Source organism: Gordonia sp. CNJ-863 (assembly GCF_001942325.1).
GTDB classification, from domain to species: Bacteria; Actinomycetota; Actinomycetes; order Mycobacteriales; family Mycobacteriaceae; genus Gordonia; species Gordonia alkanivorans.
The window spans coordinates 100179-117805 of the sequence record NZ_MKKG01000007.1 but is presented as its reverse complement, the minus strand read 5'-3'; the positions used below and the strand labels follow the sequence as shown (position 1 = coordinate 117805).

Here is a 17627-nt window from a genome sequence, read left to right as displayed (position 1 = left end):
CCTCCTCGCTCGTCGAGCTCGCGGTGATCCCGTCCATGAGCTCGATAGCTTTTCCCATGATCTCTTGAATGGCTTCGGCCTGTTCGACCTTCTTCTTCAGCCGTTGATTCTCGGCGCGTAACCGCGCCAACTCGGCTCGTTCCTGAGCATCCACGCGGCTCGATCCCTTCGACTTCAGCGCTGCCGACACCATCGACGCCTCAAAGTCTCCCCGATCACGCGAGTGCAACCAGCCCCGCACCGTGGCCCGCGACAGACCGTGCTCGCGCAGCAACCGGGCTCGGCCACCGCGTTCCAACGTTGCCGCATCCCACAACTGCAGGAACTCGACCTTGAAACCGAGTGGATACGACCGCTGCCCACGAGGAGTACGGCCGACCTCGACACTGATAGTCATCACCCATTCCGATCCCCACACACCCCGCCAGGTGTCTCACAAACAGCCTGACAGGATGCGCGCGGAGGGGGTGGAAATGCCGAAAAAGGGTGGGTTTGTGGAGGTTTCGGATCAGCGGTGGGTGAAGTTCGGGTCCCGCTTCTCGACGAAGGCGGCCATGCCCTCGGTCTGGTCGTCGGTGGCGAAGGTCGAGTAGAAGAGGCCCCGCTCGGCGCGGACACCCTCGGTCAGGCCCGACTCGAAGGCGCGGTTGACGGCTTCCTTGGCGAGGGCCGATGCGATGAGCGACTTGGAGGCGATGACCTCGGCGATCTCGATGGCCTTGGCGAGGGCTTCTTCCTTGGGGAAGACGCGCGACACGAGGCCCGCACGCTCGGCCTCCTCGACCTTCATGTTGCGGCCGGTGAGGATCATGTCCATCGCCTTGGCCTTGCCGACGGCGCGGGTGAGGCGCTGCGAGCCACCGATGCCCGGGATGACGCCGAGGTTGATCTCCGGCTGACCGAAGACGGCGTTGTCGCCGGCGATGATGAAGTCGCAGAGCATGGCGAGTTCGCAGCCGCCGCCGAGGGCGTAGCCGGTGACCGCGGCGACGATCGGGGTGCGGGTGCGTGCCAGCTCGTCCCAGGCGCCGAAGAACTGCTGGTTGGCGACCTCGGCGTAGGTCTTGGTGGACATCTCCTTGATGTCCGCGCCGGCGGCGAACGCCTTCTCGGAACCGGTGATGACGATGGCACCGATGGCCTCGTCGACGTCGAATTCCTTGACGACGCCGACCACTTCGTTCATGAGCTCGGAGTTGAGGGCGTTGAGCGCCTTCGGGCGGTTGAGGGTGATGATGCCGACCCGGCCGCGGCGTTCGACGAGGATGGTCTGGTAATCGGTCACGTGTTTCCTTCTTCCGGTTGAGGTGGTCGGTCAGGCAGGGAACGTCAGGTCGTGCGGCAGTGGCGCGAAGAACGCGTCGACGTCCGCCTCCGAGGATTCTGCCCAACTCGGGTTGCGGTCCTTGTCGATGACCTGTGCGCGGATGCCCTCGGCCATGTCGGGATGCAGGAGGCACCGCAGCGACACGCGGTATTCGCGGACCAGGGTGTCCTCGAGGGTCGCGTCGGCCGCGGCCTCGCGCAGCGACCGCAGCGTCACCGCGAGCGCGGTGGGACTCTTGGCCGCGATGGTGTCGGCGGTCTTGGTCGCCGCCTCGGTGCCGACCGCGCGGCAACGCTCGATGATCTCCGAGATCGTCTCGGCGGCAAAGGCTTCGGAGATCCACTCACGCTGCGCGTCGAGCTCGGACTCGGGGGCCTCGGTGGCGTACTCAGCGATCGCGGCGTCGACGCCGGAGGTCCCGATGGCCTCGATGAATGCGGGCAGCGACTCGGAGGGGACGAAGTGGTCGGCGAGCCCCATCGCGATCGCGTCGGCACCGCGGAGGTGGGCCGCGGTGAGGCCGGCGTACAAGCCGAGTCCGTCCGGAACACGCGAGAGCAGATGCGTACCACCGACATCGGGGACGAAGCCGATGCCGACCTCCGGCATCGCCAGACGAGTGCGGTCGGTCACGACGCGCACGTTGCCGTGTGCGGAGACGCCGACACCGCCGCCCATGACGATGCCTTCCATGATCGCGACGTAGCTCTTGGGGTAGCGGGAGATCGCGGCGTTGAGCCGGTACTCGTCGAACCAGAACTTCGCCGAGGGCGAGTTCTCGGCGTCGAGGTCGGTGGAGTCGGGATTGCCACTCAAGGCCGATGCGTCGCGGTGGATCGCGACGATGTCGCCGCCCGCGCACAGTCCGCGCTCGCCGGCGCCGTAGAGGACGACGGCCGCGACCGTGTCGTCACCGGCCCATTCGTCGAGTCGCTCCGCGATCTCGATGGCCATCTCGTGGTCGATCGCATTGATCGACTTCGGACGGTTGAGGATCAGCGACCGCGCCGACCCGTTCTCCTCCGTCAGGACAGACGGGACCAGCACTGATTGTTCCGACACGATCGAAACTCCTCTCCACACCGACAGGCCTCCACAGATGGTTGCATATCCTAGTAACAGAGGCCAGACCCCGGGTGTTCGGCGGTAGTGAGGTTAGGGTGGCCTCATGGGCTACTCGAGAGCACGCGTCCGCGGGGTCGACGACCTGACGCCCAACCTGCGACGTCTGACGTTCGACGTCGATGACCTGGCCGGCCTGGGACTACCCGGCGTCGCCGACGAGGCGGTGGGGATCTACTTCCCCTTCGAGTCGCAGCGCTCGACGCCGGACATGGAGTGCCGGGACGGAGTCTGGGCCTACCACGACACCGTTCCCGCGCCGGATGGGCGCAACTACTCGATCCGCGCCACTGACCCGGTGGCGGGAACCGTCGTTGTAGATTTCGTCATCCACGCCGCAGGCCCGGCGACCACCTGGGCCCAGCGCACCGAACCCGGCCACGACGTCGTCATGACGCACGCCCGCAGCTGGTTCACTCCGCCGGCCCATACCAGCCGAATCGTTCTGGCCGCCGACCTCGCCGGACTCCCCGCGCTCGCACGGATCGTCGAAGAACTCCCGTCGACCGACGGCGTGACCGTGGTGGCCGAGGTGCCGTCGCCGACCGACCTCGCCTACCTGCCCGACCGCAACGTCGAGATGATCACGCCGATCGGCGGCAACGGACGGACGCCGAGCCGGTTGGCCGAGACAGTCGCGACCCTGGACCTCCCGGACACCGCCGGATACTGCTGGTTCGCCGGGGAGGCCTCGGAGTCACGAGCGGTCCGCAAGCACCTGCGCAGCGAGCTGCGGTGGGGTCGGGAGTCCTACGACGTGATCGGCTACTGGCGGCAGGACAGCGAACGCTGGACCCGACGCTATTCCGAACGCAGTACCGAACTGTTCGCGGTGTACCGCCAGGCGCTGGCGGACGGCAAGACCGAGAAGGAGGCGTCCGAGGATTTCGACGAGGCGCTCGAGCGCGTGGGTCTCTAGTACTGCGCGACCTGTCCGTCCTTGGGGGCGCGGTACATCTTCCACACCAGCTTCGGAATGCCACGCACCGGCAGCGGCTTCGGCCAGTCCCTGGTACGCATGAGGGCCTCGGTTCCGCCGTCGACGGTGATGACGGCACCGGCCATGAAGTCGGCGGCCGGCGACAGCATGGTCATCACCCACGTGGCGAGCTGTTCCGGGGTCCCGAACTCGCGCACCGGAACCGGGAACGACGTGACGGCCTTGGCCTGCGGGCTGTCGAGCTGAGCCTGCAACAGGGGCGTCATCACCGGGCCGGGCGCGATCACGTTGATCCGGATACCCGCGCCCGCCCACTCGGGCTTGGTGCCCTGCCAACGGACCCACTGGGTGACCGCGACCTTCGACGCCGCGTACGCGACCGGCGCGGTGACACCGCGGCGCCGGAGGATCTGCCGGGTCGCGCCCGCGGTGTCGCCGTTGATGAGGCGCCGGACCGCACCGCGCGGCACCAGCGGGGTCACGGTCGTCGAATTAGAGCCGAAAACAACGACTTTCGCCTTGTCGGCCGCGGCGAGAGCGGGACGCCAGGCGGTCAGCAGGTCGGTGACGCCGAGGACGTTGACCTCGGTGATCATCCGCTCGCGCCCCTTACTCGGCCCCATACCGGCGGCGAGGACCGCACCGTCGAGCTTGCCGCCCGCCTTGGCGAGGACCTCGTCGGCAGCCGCGCGCCGACCGGCCGCGGTCGACAGGTCGGCGACGACATCTGCATCCCGCAGATCGACGCCGATCACCGTGTGCCCCTCCGCCCGGAGGGATTCGGCAACCGCCGCACCCATCCCCGACGCCGATCCGGTCACCGCGTACGTGCCGCCCCCACTGGTCATATCAGCCCTCTCCTGAATCTCTGTTCGCTCTTCTTGTCACGCCGGCCGGCACCGTGCCGGTCCTGCGTCCGTTCATAGGCGTCGTTGAATGCCCGCAATTCGTGGAGGAGCCCCTCCGGACTGCCCGGCCCGAGGTCGGCGAAGACCTGCTCGAGTCGCTGCGCCCGCAGCAATCCGTCACGTTTGAAGGCCTCGCGGCCCTCCTCGGTCGGGCGGATCAGCTTCGAGACCGAGTCCGCGACCTCGAAGCGCTCGAGGTAGCCGTGCTTGATCGCGGCATTCACCTGACGGTTGACCGTTGATTGTTCGAGTTCGAGTTCCTCGGTCAGTTCACGAAGCGTGCGCGGCCGGCCGTCGGACAGAACCCACAGGATGGCGAAGGCCGACTTCTCCAGTCCCACCGACGGATGGACGAGACTTCGGCGCCGGGACATGCGCAGCAATTCAGCCGCCAGGTCACGATGTACCGGCGATTGCCACGGCGTGTGGTCCTCGGGCATGACTCCTCCATCACATTCGACCAGGACAATCTACTGTCCGGTTTGCCTATGTACGTTACATATGTATGCTGCATACCTCGAAGGAGGTCTCAAAAATGAGCCACGTACAAGGTCGGGCGCCTGCCGACGACCAGGTCGCAGTCGCGGCCGACAAGGCACCCGCGGGCGCCATCGGCAGCGTCGTGGTGCTCTGCTTCGGCGGCCTCGTCGCCTCGCTGATGCAGACACTGATCATCCCGATCCAGCCCGATCTGCCACGTCTCCTCGGGACCTCGATCGGCAACGCTTCCTGGGTCATCACCGCCACCCTGCTCGCGGCAGCCGTCGCGATGCCCATCGCCGGCCGCCTCGGCGACATGTTCGGCAAGCAGCGCGTGCTGCTCGCCAGCGCCGTACTGCTCACGCTGGGTTCGCTGCTCTGCGCACTCGGCGACTCCCTGATCCCGCTGATCATCGGTCGCGGCGTCCAGGGTCTGGCCATGGGCTTCATCCCGGTCGGCATGAGCCTGATCCGTGAGATCACCCCGCCGCGCATCACGTCCATGGCCGTGGCCGCGATGTCGGCGACCCTCGGCGTCGGCGGCGCCATCGGCCTGCCGCTGTCGGCCTGGATCGTCGAGACCTGGGACTGGCACGCCCTCTTCTACGTCGCCACCGGGCTCGGCGTGCTCATCGTGATCGCCGTCCTCGTCCTGGTCCCCCGCGTGAACAACTCCGCCGGCGGACGTCTCGACATCCCCGGCGCCATCGGCCTGGCCATAGGTCTTTCCGCCTTCCTCATCGCGGTGTCGAAGGCCAACGACTGGGGCTGGACCTCGGGCAGCACTCTCGGCCTGGGCATCGGCGGTATCGCCGTTCTCGTCGCCTGGGGATTCTTCGAACTCCGCCAGAAGGAGCCGCTGGTCGATCTCCGCACCTCGGCCCGCCCCGCCGTGCTGCTGACGAACATCGCGGCGGCCGCCATCGGCTTCGGCATGATGGCGCAGTCGATCATCCTGCCGATGCTCTTCCGTCTGCCCGAGGCGACCGGATACGGCCTGGGACAGTCGATCCTGGCCGCAGGTCTGTGGATGGCCCCCGGCGGTCTGATGATGATGTTCTTCGCCCCGCTGTCGGGTCTGCTGATCAACCGGATCGGCGCCAAGTTCACCCTCGCCATCGGCGCGAGCATCCTCGGCATCGGCTACATCTTCGCCTTCTTCCTCATGGACGCGGCGTGGAAGCTGATGCTGGCCTCGATCATCTGCGCCATCGGCGTGGGCATCGGCTACGCGGCCATGCCGACCCTGATCATGGGTTCGGTGCCGCCCACCGAGGCCGGCGCGGCCGTCGGGCTGAACGGCTTGATGCGCTCGCTGGGCACCACCGTCGCCTCCGCCGTCATGGCCCTCATCCTCGCCAGCGCAACCATCTCGCTGGGTGGCACCGAGGTTCCCGACGAGTCGACATTCACCTGGTGCTTCCTGATCGCGGCCGCCGCAGCCTTCATCGGCGTGGCGATCACCCTGCTGATCCCCACCAGGGGCAAGGCCTCGGGCCTCGTCGAGGAGCAGCCGTTGCGTGCCGGGCACTGACCCTCCCCACCGCGCGAAGTGGCCCGGCAGTCGACGAGAACTGCCGGGCCGCTTCGTGTTTCGGACATTTCCTCAGAGGCCGCTACGGCGCAGCGTCACCCGATACGTGTAGTGCTCGGGGAGGAAGTAGCTCACCGCGAGTTCGACGGCCCGCCCCCGCGAGTCGGTGTAGAGCCGGTCGACGCGCAGCACGGCGTGCCCCTCCGGACAACCGAGACGCCGAGCGGTGTCAGCGTCTGCGGTGGTGGCCGTGATCGACTGCGCGCACTCCTCGATCGGATACTGCAGGTGGGGTTCGAGCAGGCCGATCATCGTGTGATCGCTTGTCGCCCCGGACTTCACCTCGGGCGCGTCGATCACCAGCCGGGCCACCGACTCGGGCCACGACACGGTGGTGACCACGAACGGCACACCGTCGTGGAATCGCTGGAACACGATCCGGTAGACAACATCGGTATCGAGTCGCAGGCGCCCGGCCGCTTCGAGATCGACTCGACGCGAGGGTGATTCGAGGACCTGCATCTCGGTGTCGGTCGAGAGGTTCATCAGATCGTCGATCGAACCGAGCTGCCGAAGATACTGACCGGCGTTCTCGGTCGCGAAGGTCCCTCGACCGGGCACGCGGTAGACCGAACCCTCGGTGACCAGTTCGAGGAAGGCCCGGCGCACCGTCTGCCTGCTCAGCCCGTACTCCTGCGACAGCTCGGACTCGGTGGGCAGCCGGACGCCGCCCTTGTAGCGCCCCTGCGCGATGTGCGAGCGCAGTTCGGCGGCCAGCACCTTGTACGCCGGCTCGGACTGCCCGACCTCGCTCATCCCACTCCCCTGTTCGAGTACCGCTTCCGCTGACGAGACGACGCCGTCAGATACCGCCCCGTGCCACGAGCTGCGCGGCGATCACGTTGCGCTGGATCTCGTTGGTGCCCTCGCCGACGATCATCAGCGGTGCGTCGCGGAAGTACCGTTCGACGTCGAACTCGGTGGAGTAACCGTAGCCGCCGTGGATGCGAACGGCGTTGAGGGCGATCTCCATCGCGACCTCGGAGGCGTACAGCTTGGCCATACCGGCCTCCATGTCGCAGCGTTCGCCCTTGTCGTACTGGTCGGCCGCGTGCCAGGTGAGCTGGCGGGCCGCGGTCAGCTTGGTCGCCATGTCGGCGAGGTAGTTGCCGATCGACTGGTGTTTCCAGATCGGCTGGCCGAAGGATTCGCGCTGCTGTGCGTAGGCCAGCGAGTCCTCGAGAGCGGCCGTCGCCACACCCAGTGCGCGACAGGCGACCTGGATGCGGCCGGTCTCCAACCCCTTCATCATCTGTCCGAAACCCTTGCCGGGCACGGTGCCGAGGATCGCCGACTTGGGTGCGCGGTACCCGTCGAAGGAGAGTTCACAACTCTCCACGCCCTTGTAGCCCAGCTTGGGCAGGTCGCGTGAGACCGTCAGTCCGGGACCGTGTTCGACGAGGACGATCGAGATGCCCTTATGCCGCGGCTGTGCCGCCGGATCGGTCTTGCACAGCAGGGCGATGAGCCCGGAGCGTCGCGCGTTGCTGATCCAGGTCTTCGCGCCACTGATGACCAGCTCGTCGCCGTCCTCCTTGGCCACGGTCGACATCGCCTGCAGGTCGGAACCACCGCCGGGCTCGGTCAGCGCCATCGTCGCCCGCATCTCGCCCGTGGCCATCCGCGGCAGGTAGTTCTGCTTCTGCTCCTCGGTGCCGAACAGCGTCAGCAGCTTGGCGACAACGGTGTGACCGCCCATCGCTCCCGCGAGGCTCATCCAGCCCCGGGCGAGTTCCTGGGTCACCCGCGCATAGCAGGGCATCGACACCGGCGAGCCGCCGTACTCCTCGGGCACGGCCAGGCCGTAGATCCCGATCTGCTTCATCTGCTCGATCCACTTCTCGGGGTACTCATTGGCGTGCTCGACGTCCTGCACGGTCGGCTTGACCTCGCGGTCGACGAAGGACCGAACGGTCTCGACGAGGAAGGATTCTTCGGCTGACAGCGTGCTCATGGAGGGGCTCACCTGTGATCATCGTGGTCCGGTTGATTTGTACGGCCATTTTGTCTATCCGCCGTACCTATGTCAACCTTTCCAACAGACATCCAGGTCTGATACAACCGTGACGGCACACTTTGGCCGCACATTTGATACCCGACAGCCGGGTTGTCACGATCATTTGGGAGCAATGGTGCAGAGAAGACGAGGCGTTCTGGTGGCTCCGGCCTCCGACGACCGCAAGGCACGCAAGGCGCTGGCCTCCATCGCCGACGAGGTGGTCCTCGACCTCGAGGACGCGGTCACCCCGGCCAACAAGGACTCGGCCCGTGCGGCCGCTGCTGAACTCGTCGCCGAGTTCGGTGGCGATCGGGCGGTCTCGCTGCGCATCAACGCCATCGACACCCCGTGGGCCGCGGAGGACCTGTCCGCGTGCGCGCAGATGCCGAACCTGACCTCGGTGGTGCTCCCCAAGGCCGACACCCCGAACGATCTGAAGGAGGCCGACAAGCAGCTCGGCGATTCGGCTGTCCGCCTCCAGGCCCTGCTCGAGACCCCGCGCGGGATTCGCGATGCCGGAGCGATCTGCGGGGCAACCGACCGCCTCGACGCCGTCCTCATCGGTTACGCCGATCTCGGCGCGTCACTCGGCCGGTCGTCGGGCCTGCCGATGCAGACCTGGCACGTGGTTCAGGACTCGGTGCTGCTGGCCGCCCGCGCCGCCGGCGTCGACGTGATCGACGGCCCGCACCTGACCATCGCCGACGACGACACCTTCCGCGACGCGAAGCGTTGGGTCCGCGACCTCGGCTTCGACGGCACCTGGGTGATCCACCCGGCCCAGTTGGCAAGCGCCATCGAGATCTTCACCCCGGACGCGGACGCCATCGAGGATGCGCGACGCGTGCTCGAGGCGCTGGAGAAGGCTGCGGCCGCGGGTGCCGGCGCCGCCGAACTCGACGGCCGGATGCTCGACGAGGCCCTCGCGGTCTCCGCTCGTCGCGTCCTCGCGAAGGGAGCGGTCGATGAATGAGCCGATCGCGGTCGGCGGACCCTACTTCGACGAACTGACCCCCGGACAGGTCTTCGATGACGCACCGTCGCTGACGCTCACCTCCGGTCTCGCCGCCTCCCATCAGGCGATTCTCGGTGACCGACTGAGGCTCTCGCTGGACGCACACCTGGCGGGCCGCGTCCTGGGCGAGGGCACACTCGCACATCCCGGACTCGTCACCGACGTCGCGATCGGGCAGTCGACGCTGGCCACCCACCATGTCAAGGCCAACCTGTTCTACCGCGGGCTGCGTTTTCTCAGTTACCCGAAGATCGGCGACACGCTCACCACCGTCACCGAGGTCGTCGGGCTGCGGGAGAACAAATCCAAGCCCGGCCGTGCCCCGACCGGTCTGGCCGCGCTGCACATGATCACCACCGACCAGAACGGCGCGACGGTCCTCGACTTCTACCGCTGCGCGATGCTGCCGCTGTCCCCGGATGCCGACCCCGGCCGCACCGTGCACGCCGACGATCTGAGCACCGTCGGGCCCGGCGACGACGCCGAACCGGCGTTGCCCGGCTGGGATCTGGCCACCTTCCGGTCATCGGTCGGCGGCCAGCACTTCTCCCCCGACCTGGCCGGACGCGTCTACCGTTCGAGCTCCGACGTCGTCTCCAGCGCACCGGAACTCGCTCGCCTGTCGCTGAACATCGCGGCCACCCACCACGACGAGCGAGTGGCCGGCAAGGCGGCCGGCGGACGCCTGGTCTACGGCGGCCACACCATCGGACTCGCTCTGTCACAGGCCAATCGGGCGCTGCCGAACCTGGTCACAGTGGTGGCGTGGGACTCCTGCGATCACACCGGACCCGTCCGGGAGGGCGACACCCTGAGTTCGGAGATCCACGTCGAGGAAGCGACGCCGCTGGCCGGAGGCGGTGGAGTCCTGCGGCTCCGGTCGAAGGTCGTCGCCCATGGCGACGGTGACGACCAGTCAGCCGAGGACCGCGACGTCCTCGACTGGCGCTACCACGTCCTGATGGCCTGACCCGAAACACACTTTCCGGAGGATCTTTCGCCCATGAGCACCAACACCCGCCCCCTCAAGGGTCTCCGCATCGTGGAGGTGTCGAGCTTTGTCGCATCACCTCTGTGCGGTCTGACACTGTCCCAGCTCGGCGCCGAGGTGATCCGCGTCGACCCCATCGGCGGCGCCGCCGACACCAACCGCTGGCCGGTCACCGCCGACGGCAACTCCATCTACTGGACCGGCCTCAACCGCGGCAAGAGGTCGGTGACCGCGAACTTCCGGGAGCCCGAGGGACAGAAGCTGATCCAGGATCTCGTCACCGAGAGCGGTCCCGGTGGCGGAATCCTCGTCACGAACGCCGGCGGCCGTGCGTGGATGAGTCACGAGACCCTGTCCGCCAAACGATCCGACGTCATCTCCCTCGAACTCCTCGGACGCACCGATGGCACCCCCGGCGTCGACTACACCGTCAATGCGGCACTGGGCTTCCCGGCGATCACCGGCCCCACCGACTACGCGGGCGTCGTCAATCATGCGCTGCCCGCATGGGATGTGGCCTGCGGCCTGTATGCAGCACTTGCGATCACGGCCGCGGTCCGACGCCGCGACCAGACCGGTGTCGGCGCCCAGATCACGCTGCCGCTGGAGGACACCGCCCTGGCGATCGCGGGAACGCTCGGCTACCTCACCGAACCGCAACTCGGCGTCGGCAGCCGGCCGGCGACCGGGAACGACGTCTACGGCACGTACGGAACGGATTTCGTCGCCGCCGACGGCGGTCGCTTCATGCTCGTCGCCCTCACCCCGCGTCACTTCCGGGACCTGGTCGCGATGACCGAGACCGGCGACGCGGTGGCGGCGATCGAGAAGGCCCTCGGTGCCGACTTCACCACCGAAGCCGACCGGTACATCCATCGTGGGGTCCTCACCCCACTGTTCGCCGCGTGGTTCGCACGCCACTCCGCCGCCGAGGTCGACGAGGCCCTGTCGAAGAGCGCGGTGTTGTCGGAGCGCTATCGAACATTCGACGAGGTCGTCGAATCAGGTGTGCTGCAGCAGAATCCGCTGTTCACCGAGCTGTACCAACCGGGCATCGGCACGTACCTCGCTGCCGGCCTCCCGGCCCGGTTCGACGGTGAGCACTACTTCGCCGGACCCGCCCCGGAGCTGGGATCGTCGGCGGGATTCTGACGCCCCCAACAGACAGAGTGCGGGATCAGTGCCGTTTTCCGGCACTGATCCCGCACTGTGTTCAGGTCACCTGTGCGCGAGGTGGTCCGGCCGTGGTGCGGTGCCGCCGAACGGTTCCTGCAGGGCATTCGCCTTCGCGTTGAACACGACGAAGAGGTTGCTCCGCGGGTACGGCGTGATGTTGCCGGCCGAGGCGTGCAGGCAGTTGGAGTCGAAGTAGAGCGCCGAACCCGCCGGTCCGGTGATCGTGTCGATCCCGAGCTCGTCGGCGAGCGCCGCGACATCCTCCTCTTCGGGTGTGCCGAACGGCGGGCGGTACGAGGTCAGCGATTCCCGGTGGTAGCCATCGGGTGTCGCTCCTACGCAGCTCACGAATCGGCGATGCGATCCGGGGATGATCATCAGCGAACCATTGGTGGAAAGGTTCGGGGTGAGAGCCAGCGAGACGCTGAGCGCTCGTGGCGCAGGCATCCCGTCCTCGGCGTGCCAGGTCTCGAAGTCGGAGTGCCAGTAGAAGGGCCCGCCGGCGAAGCCCGGCTTCAGGTTGATCCGGCTCTGGTGGATCGTCACCTCGTCGTCCAGGATCTGTTCTGCGACACCACGGATCGCATCGCGGTCACAGATCTCGGCGATCAGGTCGCTGAACTTGTGCACCGCGAACAGCGAACGTACGTCGCCGCTGGAGGATTCGCGGATCACCCGGTCATCCTCCCCGAGGCGATCGGTGATGTCGGAGACCTCGCGGAGACACGCGTCGATGTCTGCGGCCGACAGGACCTTGTTCTCGGTGTGGTACCCGCGGTCGGCGTAGTGACGCAGTTCAGGCGCCGACAACGGTCCCGGGTTCCCCATGCTGCCCCACACGGTGTTGTGGGGGCGGGGTTCGATCTGGCTGCGGTGGACGAGACGGGTTCGGTACACGTCGACACCGCGGGCCGGGTTGTCACTCCTCGGGATCCCGGTCTTGGTGATCTGAGTGTTCTGGTTTGCTGTTTGAGTTGCCACGATCGAGTCGATCCTTTCCCTCATCCGGCAGGCCGCCCGGGAAAGACATCCGGGAGCAGGCAAGGTGATTGTGTTGTGCGCGAGTCCGCATCACAGGACGGCGGACCGCGAGACGGTACGGCTGCACGGGGCGCGCGATCAGCTGCACGCGCTGATCAGGCCGTATGAGTGCACCTTGCCAGGGAAATGCGGTCCCCCGCAACCATGCTGGTATGCCGGTCGCGAAAGCCGTGGACGTGGCGTGGATCTCAGATGTGTTGAAGCACCACGGTCGCGATCGAGGAGGGTTTTCCCGACGAGTTGGCCGACACGACCCGCACCACGGACAGGCTTCGTCCGCGGTGCATCGTCTCGGAGGTGAAGGTGGTGACATCGGCGGCGTTGCACGGACGTACGTAGGTGATGTCGATACTGGTGGTACGAAACTGCCCGTTCGCCTCGACCGACGACATCGCAGCGAGTTCGGAAGCGCAGATGAGGATTCCGCCGTGCACGCTGCCCATGCCGTTGGCGGAGAGGATCGTCGGGGCCATCGTCAGCACGCCGGGAGCCGTGGGCACGAGTCCCAGTTGATCGCGAACCGGGCTCACCGGCGCGTCGAGAACCTCGGTGGTCGCATGCGCACCCGGAGTGGTCGGCGCGTCCACCAGATGGGAGCGCTGGATGATCGTCGCGATCGGGCGGCCGGACGGATCGGACACCCGGCCCGTGGTCATCGCGCCACGCTCGTCGCGGGCGACGAGTTCGCCGGTGACGTTCAGCGGTGTCCCGTCGAGCGGCGGGTCCGCGACGAAGTCCATCCGGATGCCGAGGGAGACCGGCCAGAGGCCGTCGGGGCTGCCGGCGTCGACGACGTATCCGGTCACGTCGTCGAGGGCGACGGCGAGCGATGCGCGGTTGACGCCGGCGGCGGGGTCGGCGAGCCACGGCCCGGTCTCGACGCGGGCCTCACCGCGTTCGGCGGACACGGAGTGGCCGCTGATCCGCAGCATGACCTCGGGTCCACCGATGTAGAAGACAGAGGATGTCGTCGGCATGGGACGAATTTACTCAGCGCCGGGAATTCGCGTACTCCAGGATCACGTCGACGGCCCGCGCGGCACTCTGGCAGGCGCCCTCCATCGTGGTGGTCCAGTCGGTCCTGGTCCAGTCTCCGGCGAGGGCGAGGCCGTCGACGGCGGTGCGCTGGTCGGGGCGGATTCCCGCGGTTCCGGGCCGCTGCGCGAACGTCGACTTCGGCATTCGTACGACGTGACTGTGGATCACCTGCGCATCCGCGGCCTGCGGGTAGTACCTGCGCAGCATGTCCATCTGGATGTCGGTGATCTCGGCGTTGGTCTTGCCGATCAGGTCGTACGACGCCGACACCGTCGTCGAGTAGAACCAGTTGTCCTTCGGTTCCCGTCCGTGCATGCGCTGACGGTCCCAGACCTGCTCCAGCACTCCCTCACCGCCGTGGAGGATCTCGCCCCAGTCGGTCATGCCGATCGACCGGTCGAGGTAGAGGTTGACGCTCACGATCGGGACCGGAGTGAGGGTGTCGACGGCCTCGTAGATCCGTTCATGGCCCGGGACCTGGTCGAGAAGTCCCTTCACACTCCACACGGGTACCGCACAGATGACCGCGTCGGCCGCGACCTTCTCGCCGTCTGCGAGCGTCACCCCGGTGACCGTGCCGTCGGTGACGTCGATGGAGGAGACCACCGCCCGATGCCGGACGTCGACGCCGGCGTCGGCGAACCGCTTCTCCGCGCCCGCGATGAACAGGGTGTCGAGGTCGACGTTGGGGAAGCCGATGGAGACCGGGGTCCGGGTCGCGATGGCGCGCCGGGTGCCCGTGACGAGCAGGTCGGCCGGGACCTTGGCCGACGAGATCTCGGTCTTGTCGCCGGTGAGGCCGATGACGATGCCGTCCCAGAGCGCGTCGCGAGCCGACTGCGGCATGCCGATGCGACGGAACCACTCGTCGGCGGTCACCTCGTCGAGCCATTCGGGTTGCCGGAACGCGTGCCGGATCAGCCGGGCCTGGGCGAGGGCGGTACGAAGTCGGTCGAGCCCGGTGACGCCGGGGAGGTCGCCGATCGCCGCTCGCAGGCCGGTCAGTCCGCCGAAGGCCGACCTCCGGGTGGCGCCGCCCGGCATCCGCATGGTCATGTGGCCGGGGAATTCGACATGTTCGCGTGTACCGACACTCTCGAGGTACCGCATGAGGTGCTCGTATCCGCTGGCGAAGACGTGCTGGCCGTTGTCGGGCACGTCGTCCACCGCGGCGAGCGGCATCGAGATGGTCCGACCACCGAGTGAACCGCGCCGCTCGAGGAGCGTCACCCGTTGCCCCGCCTCCGCGAGCCATACCGCCGACGCCAGACCGGCGAGTCCCCCACCAACGACCACGCAATGCATGCGCCACAGCGTAGTCGCCGGCGTTCACCGGCGTGAGATGATTCCCCCCTTTCGTCTCAAGACGTCATCTTGACGTTCCTGGCCGCGCCGAGGGCTGCGACGGCCTGCGGCACCACGGCAAGTGAGAGCACGGCCATCGCCACCGTCCACGAGCCGGTCACATCATGGATCAGGCCGATCACTATCGGCCCGACCGCGGCTGCAAGGTAGCCCACCGACTGCGCCATACCGGAGACCTGACCGGTCTGCTCCGACCCTGAGCTGCGGAGAACCATGAAGAGCAGGGACAAGCTGATCGACGCACCGGGGCCGACCATCACGCATGCGGCCCAGAACCCGGCCCACACGTCGGTGCCGATCAGTCCGGCGAAGCCGATCGCGCAGACGGTGAGCACCACGAAGGTCACCACACGCTGGTCGTCGAACCGTCCGGCGACGATCGGCGCGACCAAGGACATGATGAGGGCCACCACCTGTGCGGACGCGACGACGGCACCCGCCCCCACCGGCGTCATCCCGTTCTCGTCGACCAGATACTGCGGCAACCACGCCACGAAGGTGTAGAAGATCAGCGACTGCGTGCCCATGAAGACGGTGACCGCCCACGCGATGGGGTTCCGCAGCAACGACGACGTCGGAGCCGCCGCCGTCACCCGGTGCACATGCGACAGCTGCGGGACCCAGACGATCACCGCGACCAGCGCGAGAAGCCCCCACGAGGCGAGCGCGAGACGCCAGTCGCCGCCCAGCGCATCGTTGATCGGCACGCTCACACCGGAGGCGACCGCGGCACCGCCGGAGAGTGTCATCGAGTAGAAGCCGGTCATCAGCCCCGACCGATGCGCGAAGTCCCGTTTGATGAGCGCCGGCAGAACCACATTGCAGGTGCCGATGGCGGCGCCGATGACCGCCGACCCGACGAACAGGGCGATCGACGACGGCACGAGTCGCACGACGATGCCGACGATGAGTACGAGCATCGCGCCGAAGATGACCCGCTCGATACCGAACCGGTTCGCGAGCCGGGGCGCGACGGGAGCCGAGATCCCGAAGAACAGGACCGGAAGCGCGGTCAGCAGACCGGCCACCGCACTGCTGAATCCGGCATCGGCCGAGATGGTCCCGATCAGCGGACCGACCGACACCACGGCGGGACGGAGATTGGCCGCCACCAGCATCACGCCGACCGCGGTGATGATCACACCGGCGGTGGTCCGCTCGTTCGTCGTCTTCCGGAGGCGCGCCGTGCGCGAGGGACTCACCGGGGCCGCGCGATCGCGGCGACGCGGAAGCGGGCCTGTGGAGACATCGTTACGCAACCTAACATTCGACGCCCGATCCAACGGATCCGGAAGTCCGACGGCGAGCGGCCATCGGTGTTTGAATGAGCCATGTCGTTCGGGGTGCGCATGAACTTCCTGCGTGTGGCGGGTTTCTTCGGCTTGATCGTCGGGGTGGTGCTGGGTGTCGTCGGAGCTCCGCCGACCGCGCATGCCGCTCCCGGTCCGGGTTCACCGCTTCCCTCCGCCGACCCGTTCTATCGGTACGACGGGTCGCTGCGGCACACCCCGCCGGGAACCGTCCTCCGAACCAGGCCGATGACGTTCCGGACACCGCGCCTGTCCACGCCCATCACCGGAACCCAGGTGCTGTACCGCACCACCGACCAGTTCGGCGCCGGCCGCGCGACGGTCGCGACCGTGCTGCGCCCACTGATCCCGGGTCCGACGAAGCTCGTCTCCTACCACATGGCCTACGACGCTCTCGGCTCGCAATGCGACCCGTCCTACACGCTCGCGGGCGGTTACACGAACGGCACCGCCACCGCCGAACAAGGCGTCATCGCAGGCTATCTCGCGGCCGGTTACACGGTCGTGGTGCCCGACTACGAAGGCGAGGACCTGCAGTGGACCGTCGGCCGGCAGTCGGGATATGCGGCGCTCGACGGCATCCGAGCTGCCGAGGCGTTCCTGAGACTCCCGCGGACCACACCGGTGGGCCTGGTGGGTTACTCCGGGGGTTCCATCCCGACCCAGTGGGGAGCCGAGATCGCGCCGCGCTATGCGCCCGAACTCAACATCATCGGCGCTGCCGCCGGCGGACTGCCGGTCGACCTGGCTCACAACCTGCCCTACATCGACGGCAGTGCGAAATGGGCCGGGGTGATCCCCGCCCTGATCGTCGCCTACCAGCGCGCCTACCGGATCGACACCTCCGCCTTCCTCTCCGCGCGCGGCGAACAGGTCACGAAAGCCGTGAGCTCCGAGTGCATCTCGCAGTTCGCGTCGAAGTACCCGGGGCTGACGAGCGCGGCCATGGTGACCCCGCCCTACACGGGACTGCTCGACGTCCCCGCGGTGGTGCGTGCCATCAACGACAACATCATGGGCAGTCAGGGCACGCCGCGGACCAAGATGTTCCTCGCGGTCGGCCACTACAACGCGACCGGCGACACCCTGATGATCACCGGAGACGTCATCGCCCTCGCGAACGAATACTGCTCCCGCGGAGTCGATGTCACCTACCAGCAGCTCAACGGACTGACCCACCAGGAGGCCTTCCTCCCGTTCGAACCGCTCGCCGCCGAGTATCTGACCGAACGCTTCGCCGGCATCCCCACTCGCAGCAACTGCGCATCGCTGCCGCGCGGGAACAGCCTGGCGCCGCTGCCGATTCCCTGACGACGTTCCC

The 17627-nt window shown here is 67.5% G+C and carries 17 protein-coding genes; 6 read left to right on the top strand and 11 right to left on the bottom strand.

What is annotated here, in order from left to right; all coding sequences use genetic code 11:
* The 3 genes from BJF87_RS04320 to BJF87_RS04310 all read right to left on the bottom strand — a co-directional run.
* Positions 1-397: hypothetical protein (locus tag BJF87_RS04320; protein WP_075862664.1), on the bottom strand; the 397-nt coding region annotated here is incomplete at its 3' end.
* A gap of 111 nt (positions 398-508) precedes the next feature.
* Complete coding sequence (locus BJF87_RS04315; protein WP_075862704.1) at positions 509-1285, bottom strand: enoyl-CoA hydratase; 777 nt, start codon at positions 1283-1285, stop codon at positions 509-511.
* A 30-nt stretch (positions 1286-1315) separates the two neighbouring features.
* The gene (locus tag BJF87_RS04310) at positions 1316-2389 is read right to left on the bottom strand and encodes an enoyl-CoA hydratase/isomerase family protein (RefSeq protein ID WP_075862703.1); all 1074 of its coding nucleotides are present in this window, start codon (positions 2387-2389) and stop codon (positions 1316-1318) included.
* 106 nt (positions 2390-2495) lie between these two features.
* Between BJF87_RS04310 and BJF87_RS04305 the strand changes: the two genes are divergently transcribed.
* Complete coding sequence (locus BJF87_RS04305; RefSeq protein ID WP_075862702.1) at positions 2496-3368, top strand: siderophore-interacting protein; 873 nt, start codon at positions 2496-2498, stop codon at positions 3366-3368.
* On the opposite strand, the gene BJF87_RS04300 is transcribed toward BJF87_RS04305, so the two are convergent.
* On the bottom strand, positions 3365-4237 hold the full coding sequence (locus BJF87_RS04300; RefSeq protein ID WP_075862701.1) for an SDR family oxidoreductase: 873 nt from the start codon (positions 4235-4237) through the stop codon (positions 3365-3367). The genes BJF87_RS04305 and BJF87_RS04300 overlap by 4 nt on opposite strands.
* A complete protein-coding gene (locus tag BJF87_RS04295; protein ID WP_006358159.1) occupies positions 4234-4737 on the bottom strand; it encodes a MarR family winged helix-turn-helix transcriptional regulator in 504 nt (167 codons plus the stop codon). Before BJF87_RS04295 ends, BJF87_RS04300 begins: the two co-directional genes overlap by 4 nt.
* A gap of 95 nt (positions 4738-4832) precedes the next feature.
* Here BJF87_RS04295 and BJF87_RS04290 point away from each other — a divergent pair, with 95 nt between their 5' ends.
* On the top strand, positions 4833-6311 hold the full coding sequence (locus tag BJF87_RS04290) for an MFS transporter (protein ID WP_006358160.1): 1479 nt from the start codon (positions 4833-4835) through the stop codon (positions 6309-6311).
* 72 nt (positions 6312-6383) lie between these two features.
* On the opposite strand, the gene BJF87_RS04285 is transcribed toward BJF87_RS04290, so the two are convergent.
* Together BJF87_RS04285 and BJF87_RS04280 are read right to left on the bottom strand one after the other, a co-directional pair.
* A complete protein-coding gene (locus BJF87_RS04285) occupies positions 6384-7127 on the bottom strand; it encodes a GntR family transcriptional regulator (RefSeq protein WP_006358161.1) in 744 nt (247 codons plus the stop codon).
* 46 nt (positions 7128-7173) lie between these two features.
* On the bottom strand, positions 7174-8325 hold the full coding sequence (locus tag BJF87_RS04280) for an acyl-CoA dehydrogenase family protein (protein WP_042375229.1): 1152 nt from the start codon (positions 8323-8325) through the stop codon (positions 7174-7176).
* A 202-nt stretch (positions 8326-8527) separates the two neighbouring features.
* Between BJF87_RS04280 and BJF87_RS04275 the strand changes: the two genes are divergently transcribed.
* Genes BJF87_RS04275 through BJF87_RS04265 form a run of 3 tightly spaced genes read left to right on the top strand, consistent with a single transcriptional unit; the run spans position 8528 to position 11528 of the window.
* Positions 8528-9343 carry a CoA ester lyase gene (locus tag BJF87_RS04275; RefSeq protein ID WP_081790077.1) on the top strand — a complete coding sequence of 272 codons (816 nt, stop codon included), beginning with the start codon at positions 8528-8530 and terminating at the stop codon, positions 9341-9343.
* On the top strand, positions 9336-10355 hold the full coding sequence (locus tag BJF87_RS04270; RefSeq protein WP_075862700.1) for a MaoC family dehydratase: 1020 nt from the start codon (positions 9336-9338) through the stop codon (positions 10353-10355). Before BJF87_RS04275 ends, BJF87_RS04270 begins: the two co-directional genes overlap by 8 nt.
* A 33-nt stretch (positions 10356-10388) precedes the next feature.
* On the top strand, positions 10389-11528 hold the full coding sequence (locus tag BJF87_RS04265; protein WP_075862699.1) for a CoA transferase: 1140 nt from the start codon (positions 10389-10391) through the stop codon (positions 11526-11528).
* 66 nt (positions 11529-11594) lie between these two features.
* Here the strand turns inward: BJF87_RS04265 and BJF87_RS04260 are convergent, their stop codons facing one another.
* The 4 genes from BJF87_RS04260 to BJF87_RS04245 form a co-directional block, all read right to left on the bottom strand.
* Positions 11595-12533: a phytanoyl-CoA dioxygenase family protein gene (locus tag BJF87_RS04260; protein ID WP_035752823.1), complete on the bottom strand. Its 939-nt coding sequence runs from the start codon at positions 12531-12533 to the stop codon at positions 11595-11597.
* Between the two features lie 248 nt (positions 12534-12781).
* A complete protein-coding gene (locus BJF87_RS04255; protein WP_035752825.1) occupies positions 12782-13570 on the bottom strand; it encodes an acyl-CoA thioesterase domain-containing protein in 789 nt (262 codons plus the stop codon).
* Positions 13571-13583: 13 nt separating this feature from the next.
* Entirely contained in the window at positions 13584-14936 is a 1353-nt protein-coding gene (locus BJF87_RS04250; RefSeq protein WP_035752827.1) for an FAD-dependent oxidoreductase, read from the bottom strand.
* A 56-nt stretch (positions 14937-14992) separates the two neighbouring features.
* Positions 14993-16114 (bottom strand): MFS transporter, encoded by a 1122-nt coding sequence (locus tag BJF87_RS04245; protein WP_262338853.1) that lies wholly within the window; start codon positions 16112-16114, stop codon positions 14993-14995.
* Positions 16115-16327: 213 nt separating this feature from the next.
* Between BJF87_RS04245 and BJF87_RS04240 the strand changes: the two genes are divergently transcribed.
* Complete coding sequence (locus tag BJF87_RS04240) at positions 16328-17617, top strand: lipase family protein (protein ID WP_075862697.1); 1290 nt, start codon at positions 16328-16330, stop codon at positions 17615-17617.
* Positions 17618-17627 lie beyond the last annotated feature (10 nt).

Excerpts from the sequence above, each read along its gene's own strand:
- BJF87_RS04255 (WP_035752825.1), bottom strand. The coding sequence starts at position 13,570 with ATGCCGACGACATCCTCTGTCTTCTACATCGGTGGACCCGAGGTCATG.
- BJF87_RS04240 (WP_075862697.1), top strand. The coding sequence starts at position 16,328 with ATGTCGTTCGGGGTGCGCATGAACTTCCTGCGTGTGGCGGGTTTCTTC.
- BJF87_RS04305 (WP_075862702.1), top strand. The coding sequence starts at position 2,496 with ATGGGCTACTCGAGAGCACGCGTCCGCGGGGTCGACGACCTGACGCCC.
- BJF87_RS04250 (WP_035752827.1), bottom strand. The coding sequence starts at position 14,936 with ATGCATTGCGTGGTCGTTGGTGGGGGACTCGCCGGTCTGGCGTCGGCG.
- BJF87_RS04270 (WP_075862700.1), top strand. The coding sequence starts at position 9,336 with ATGAATGAGCCGATCGCGGTCGGCGGACCCTACTTCGACGAACTGACC.
- BJF87_RS04245 (WP_262338853.1), bottom strand. The coding sequence starts at position 16,114 with ATGCTGGTGGCGGCCAATCTCCGTCCCGCCGTGGTGTCGGTCGGTCCG.
- BJF87_RS04300 (WP_075862701.1), bottom strand. The coding sequence starts at position 4,237 with ATGACCAGTGGGGGCGGCACGTACGCGGTGACCGGATCGGCGTCGGGG.
- BJF87_RS04265 (WP_075862699.1), top strand. The coding sequence starts at position 10,389 with ATGAGCACCAACACCCGCCCCCTCAAGGGTCTCCGCATCGTGGAGGTG.
- BJF87_RS04280 (WP_042375229.1), bottom strand. The coding sequence starts at position 8,325 with ATGAGCACGCTGTCAGCCGAAGAATCCTTCCTCGTCGAGACCGTTCGG.
- BJF87_RS04290 (WP_006358160.1), top strand. The coding sequence starts at position 4,833 with ATGAGCCACGTACAAGGTCGGGCGCCTGCCGACGACCAGGTCGCAGTC.
- BJF87_RS04295 (WP_006358159.1), bottom strand. The coding sequence starts at position 4,737 with ATGCCCGAGGACCACACGCCGTGGCAATCGCCGGTACATCGTGACCTG.
- BJF87_RS04285 (WP_006358161.1), bottom strand. The coding sequence starts at position 7,127 with ATGAGCGAGGTCGGGCAGTCCGAGCCGGCGTACAAGGTGCTGGCCGCC.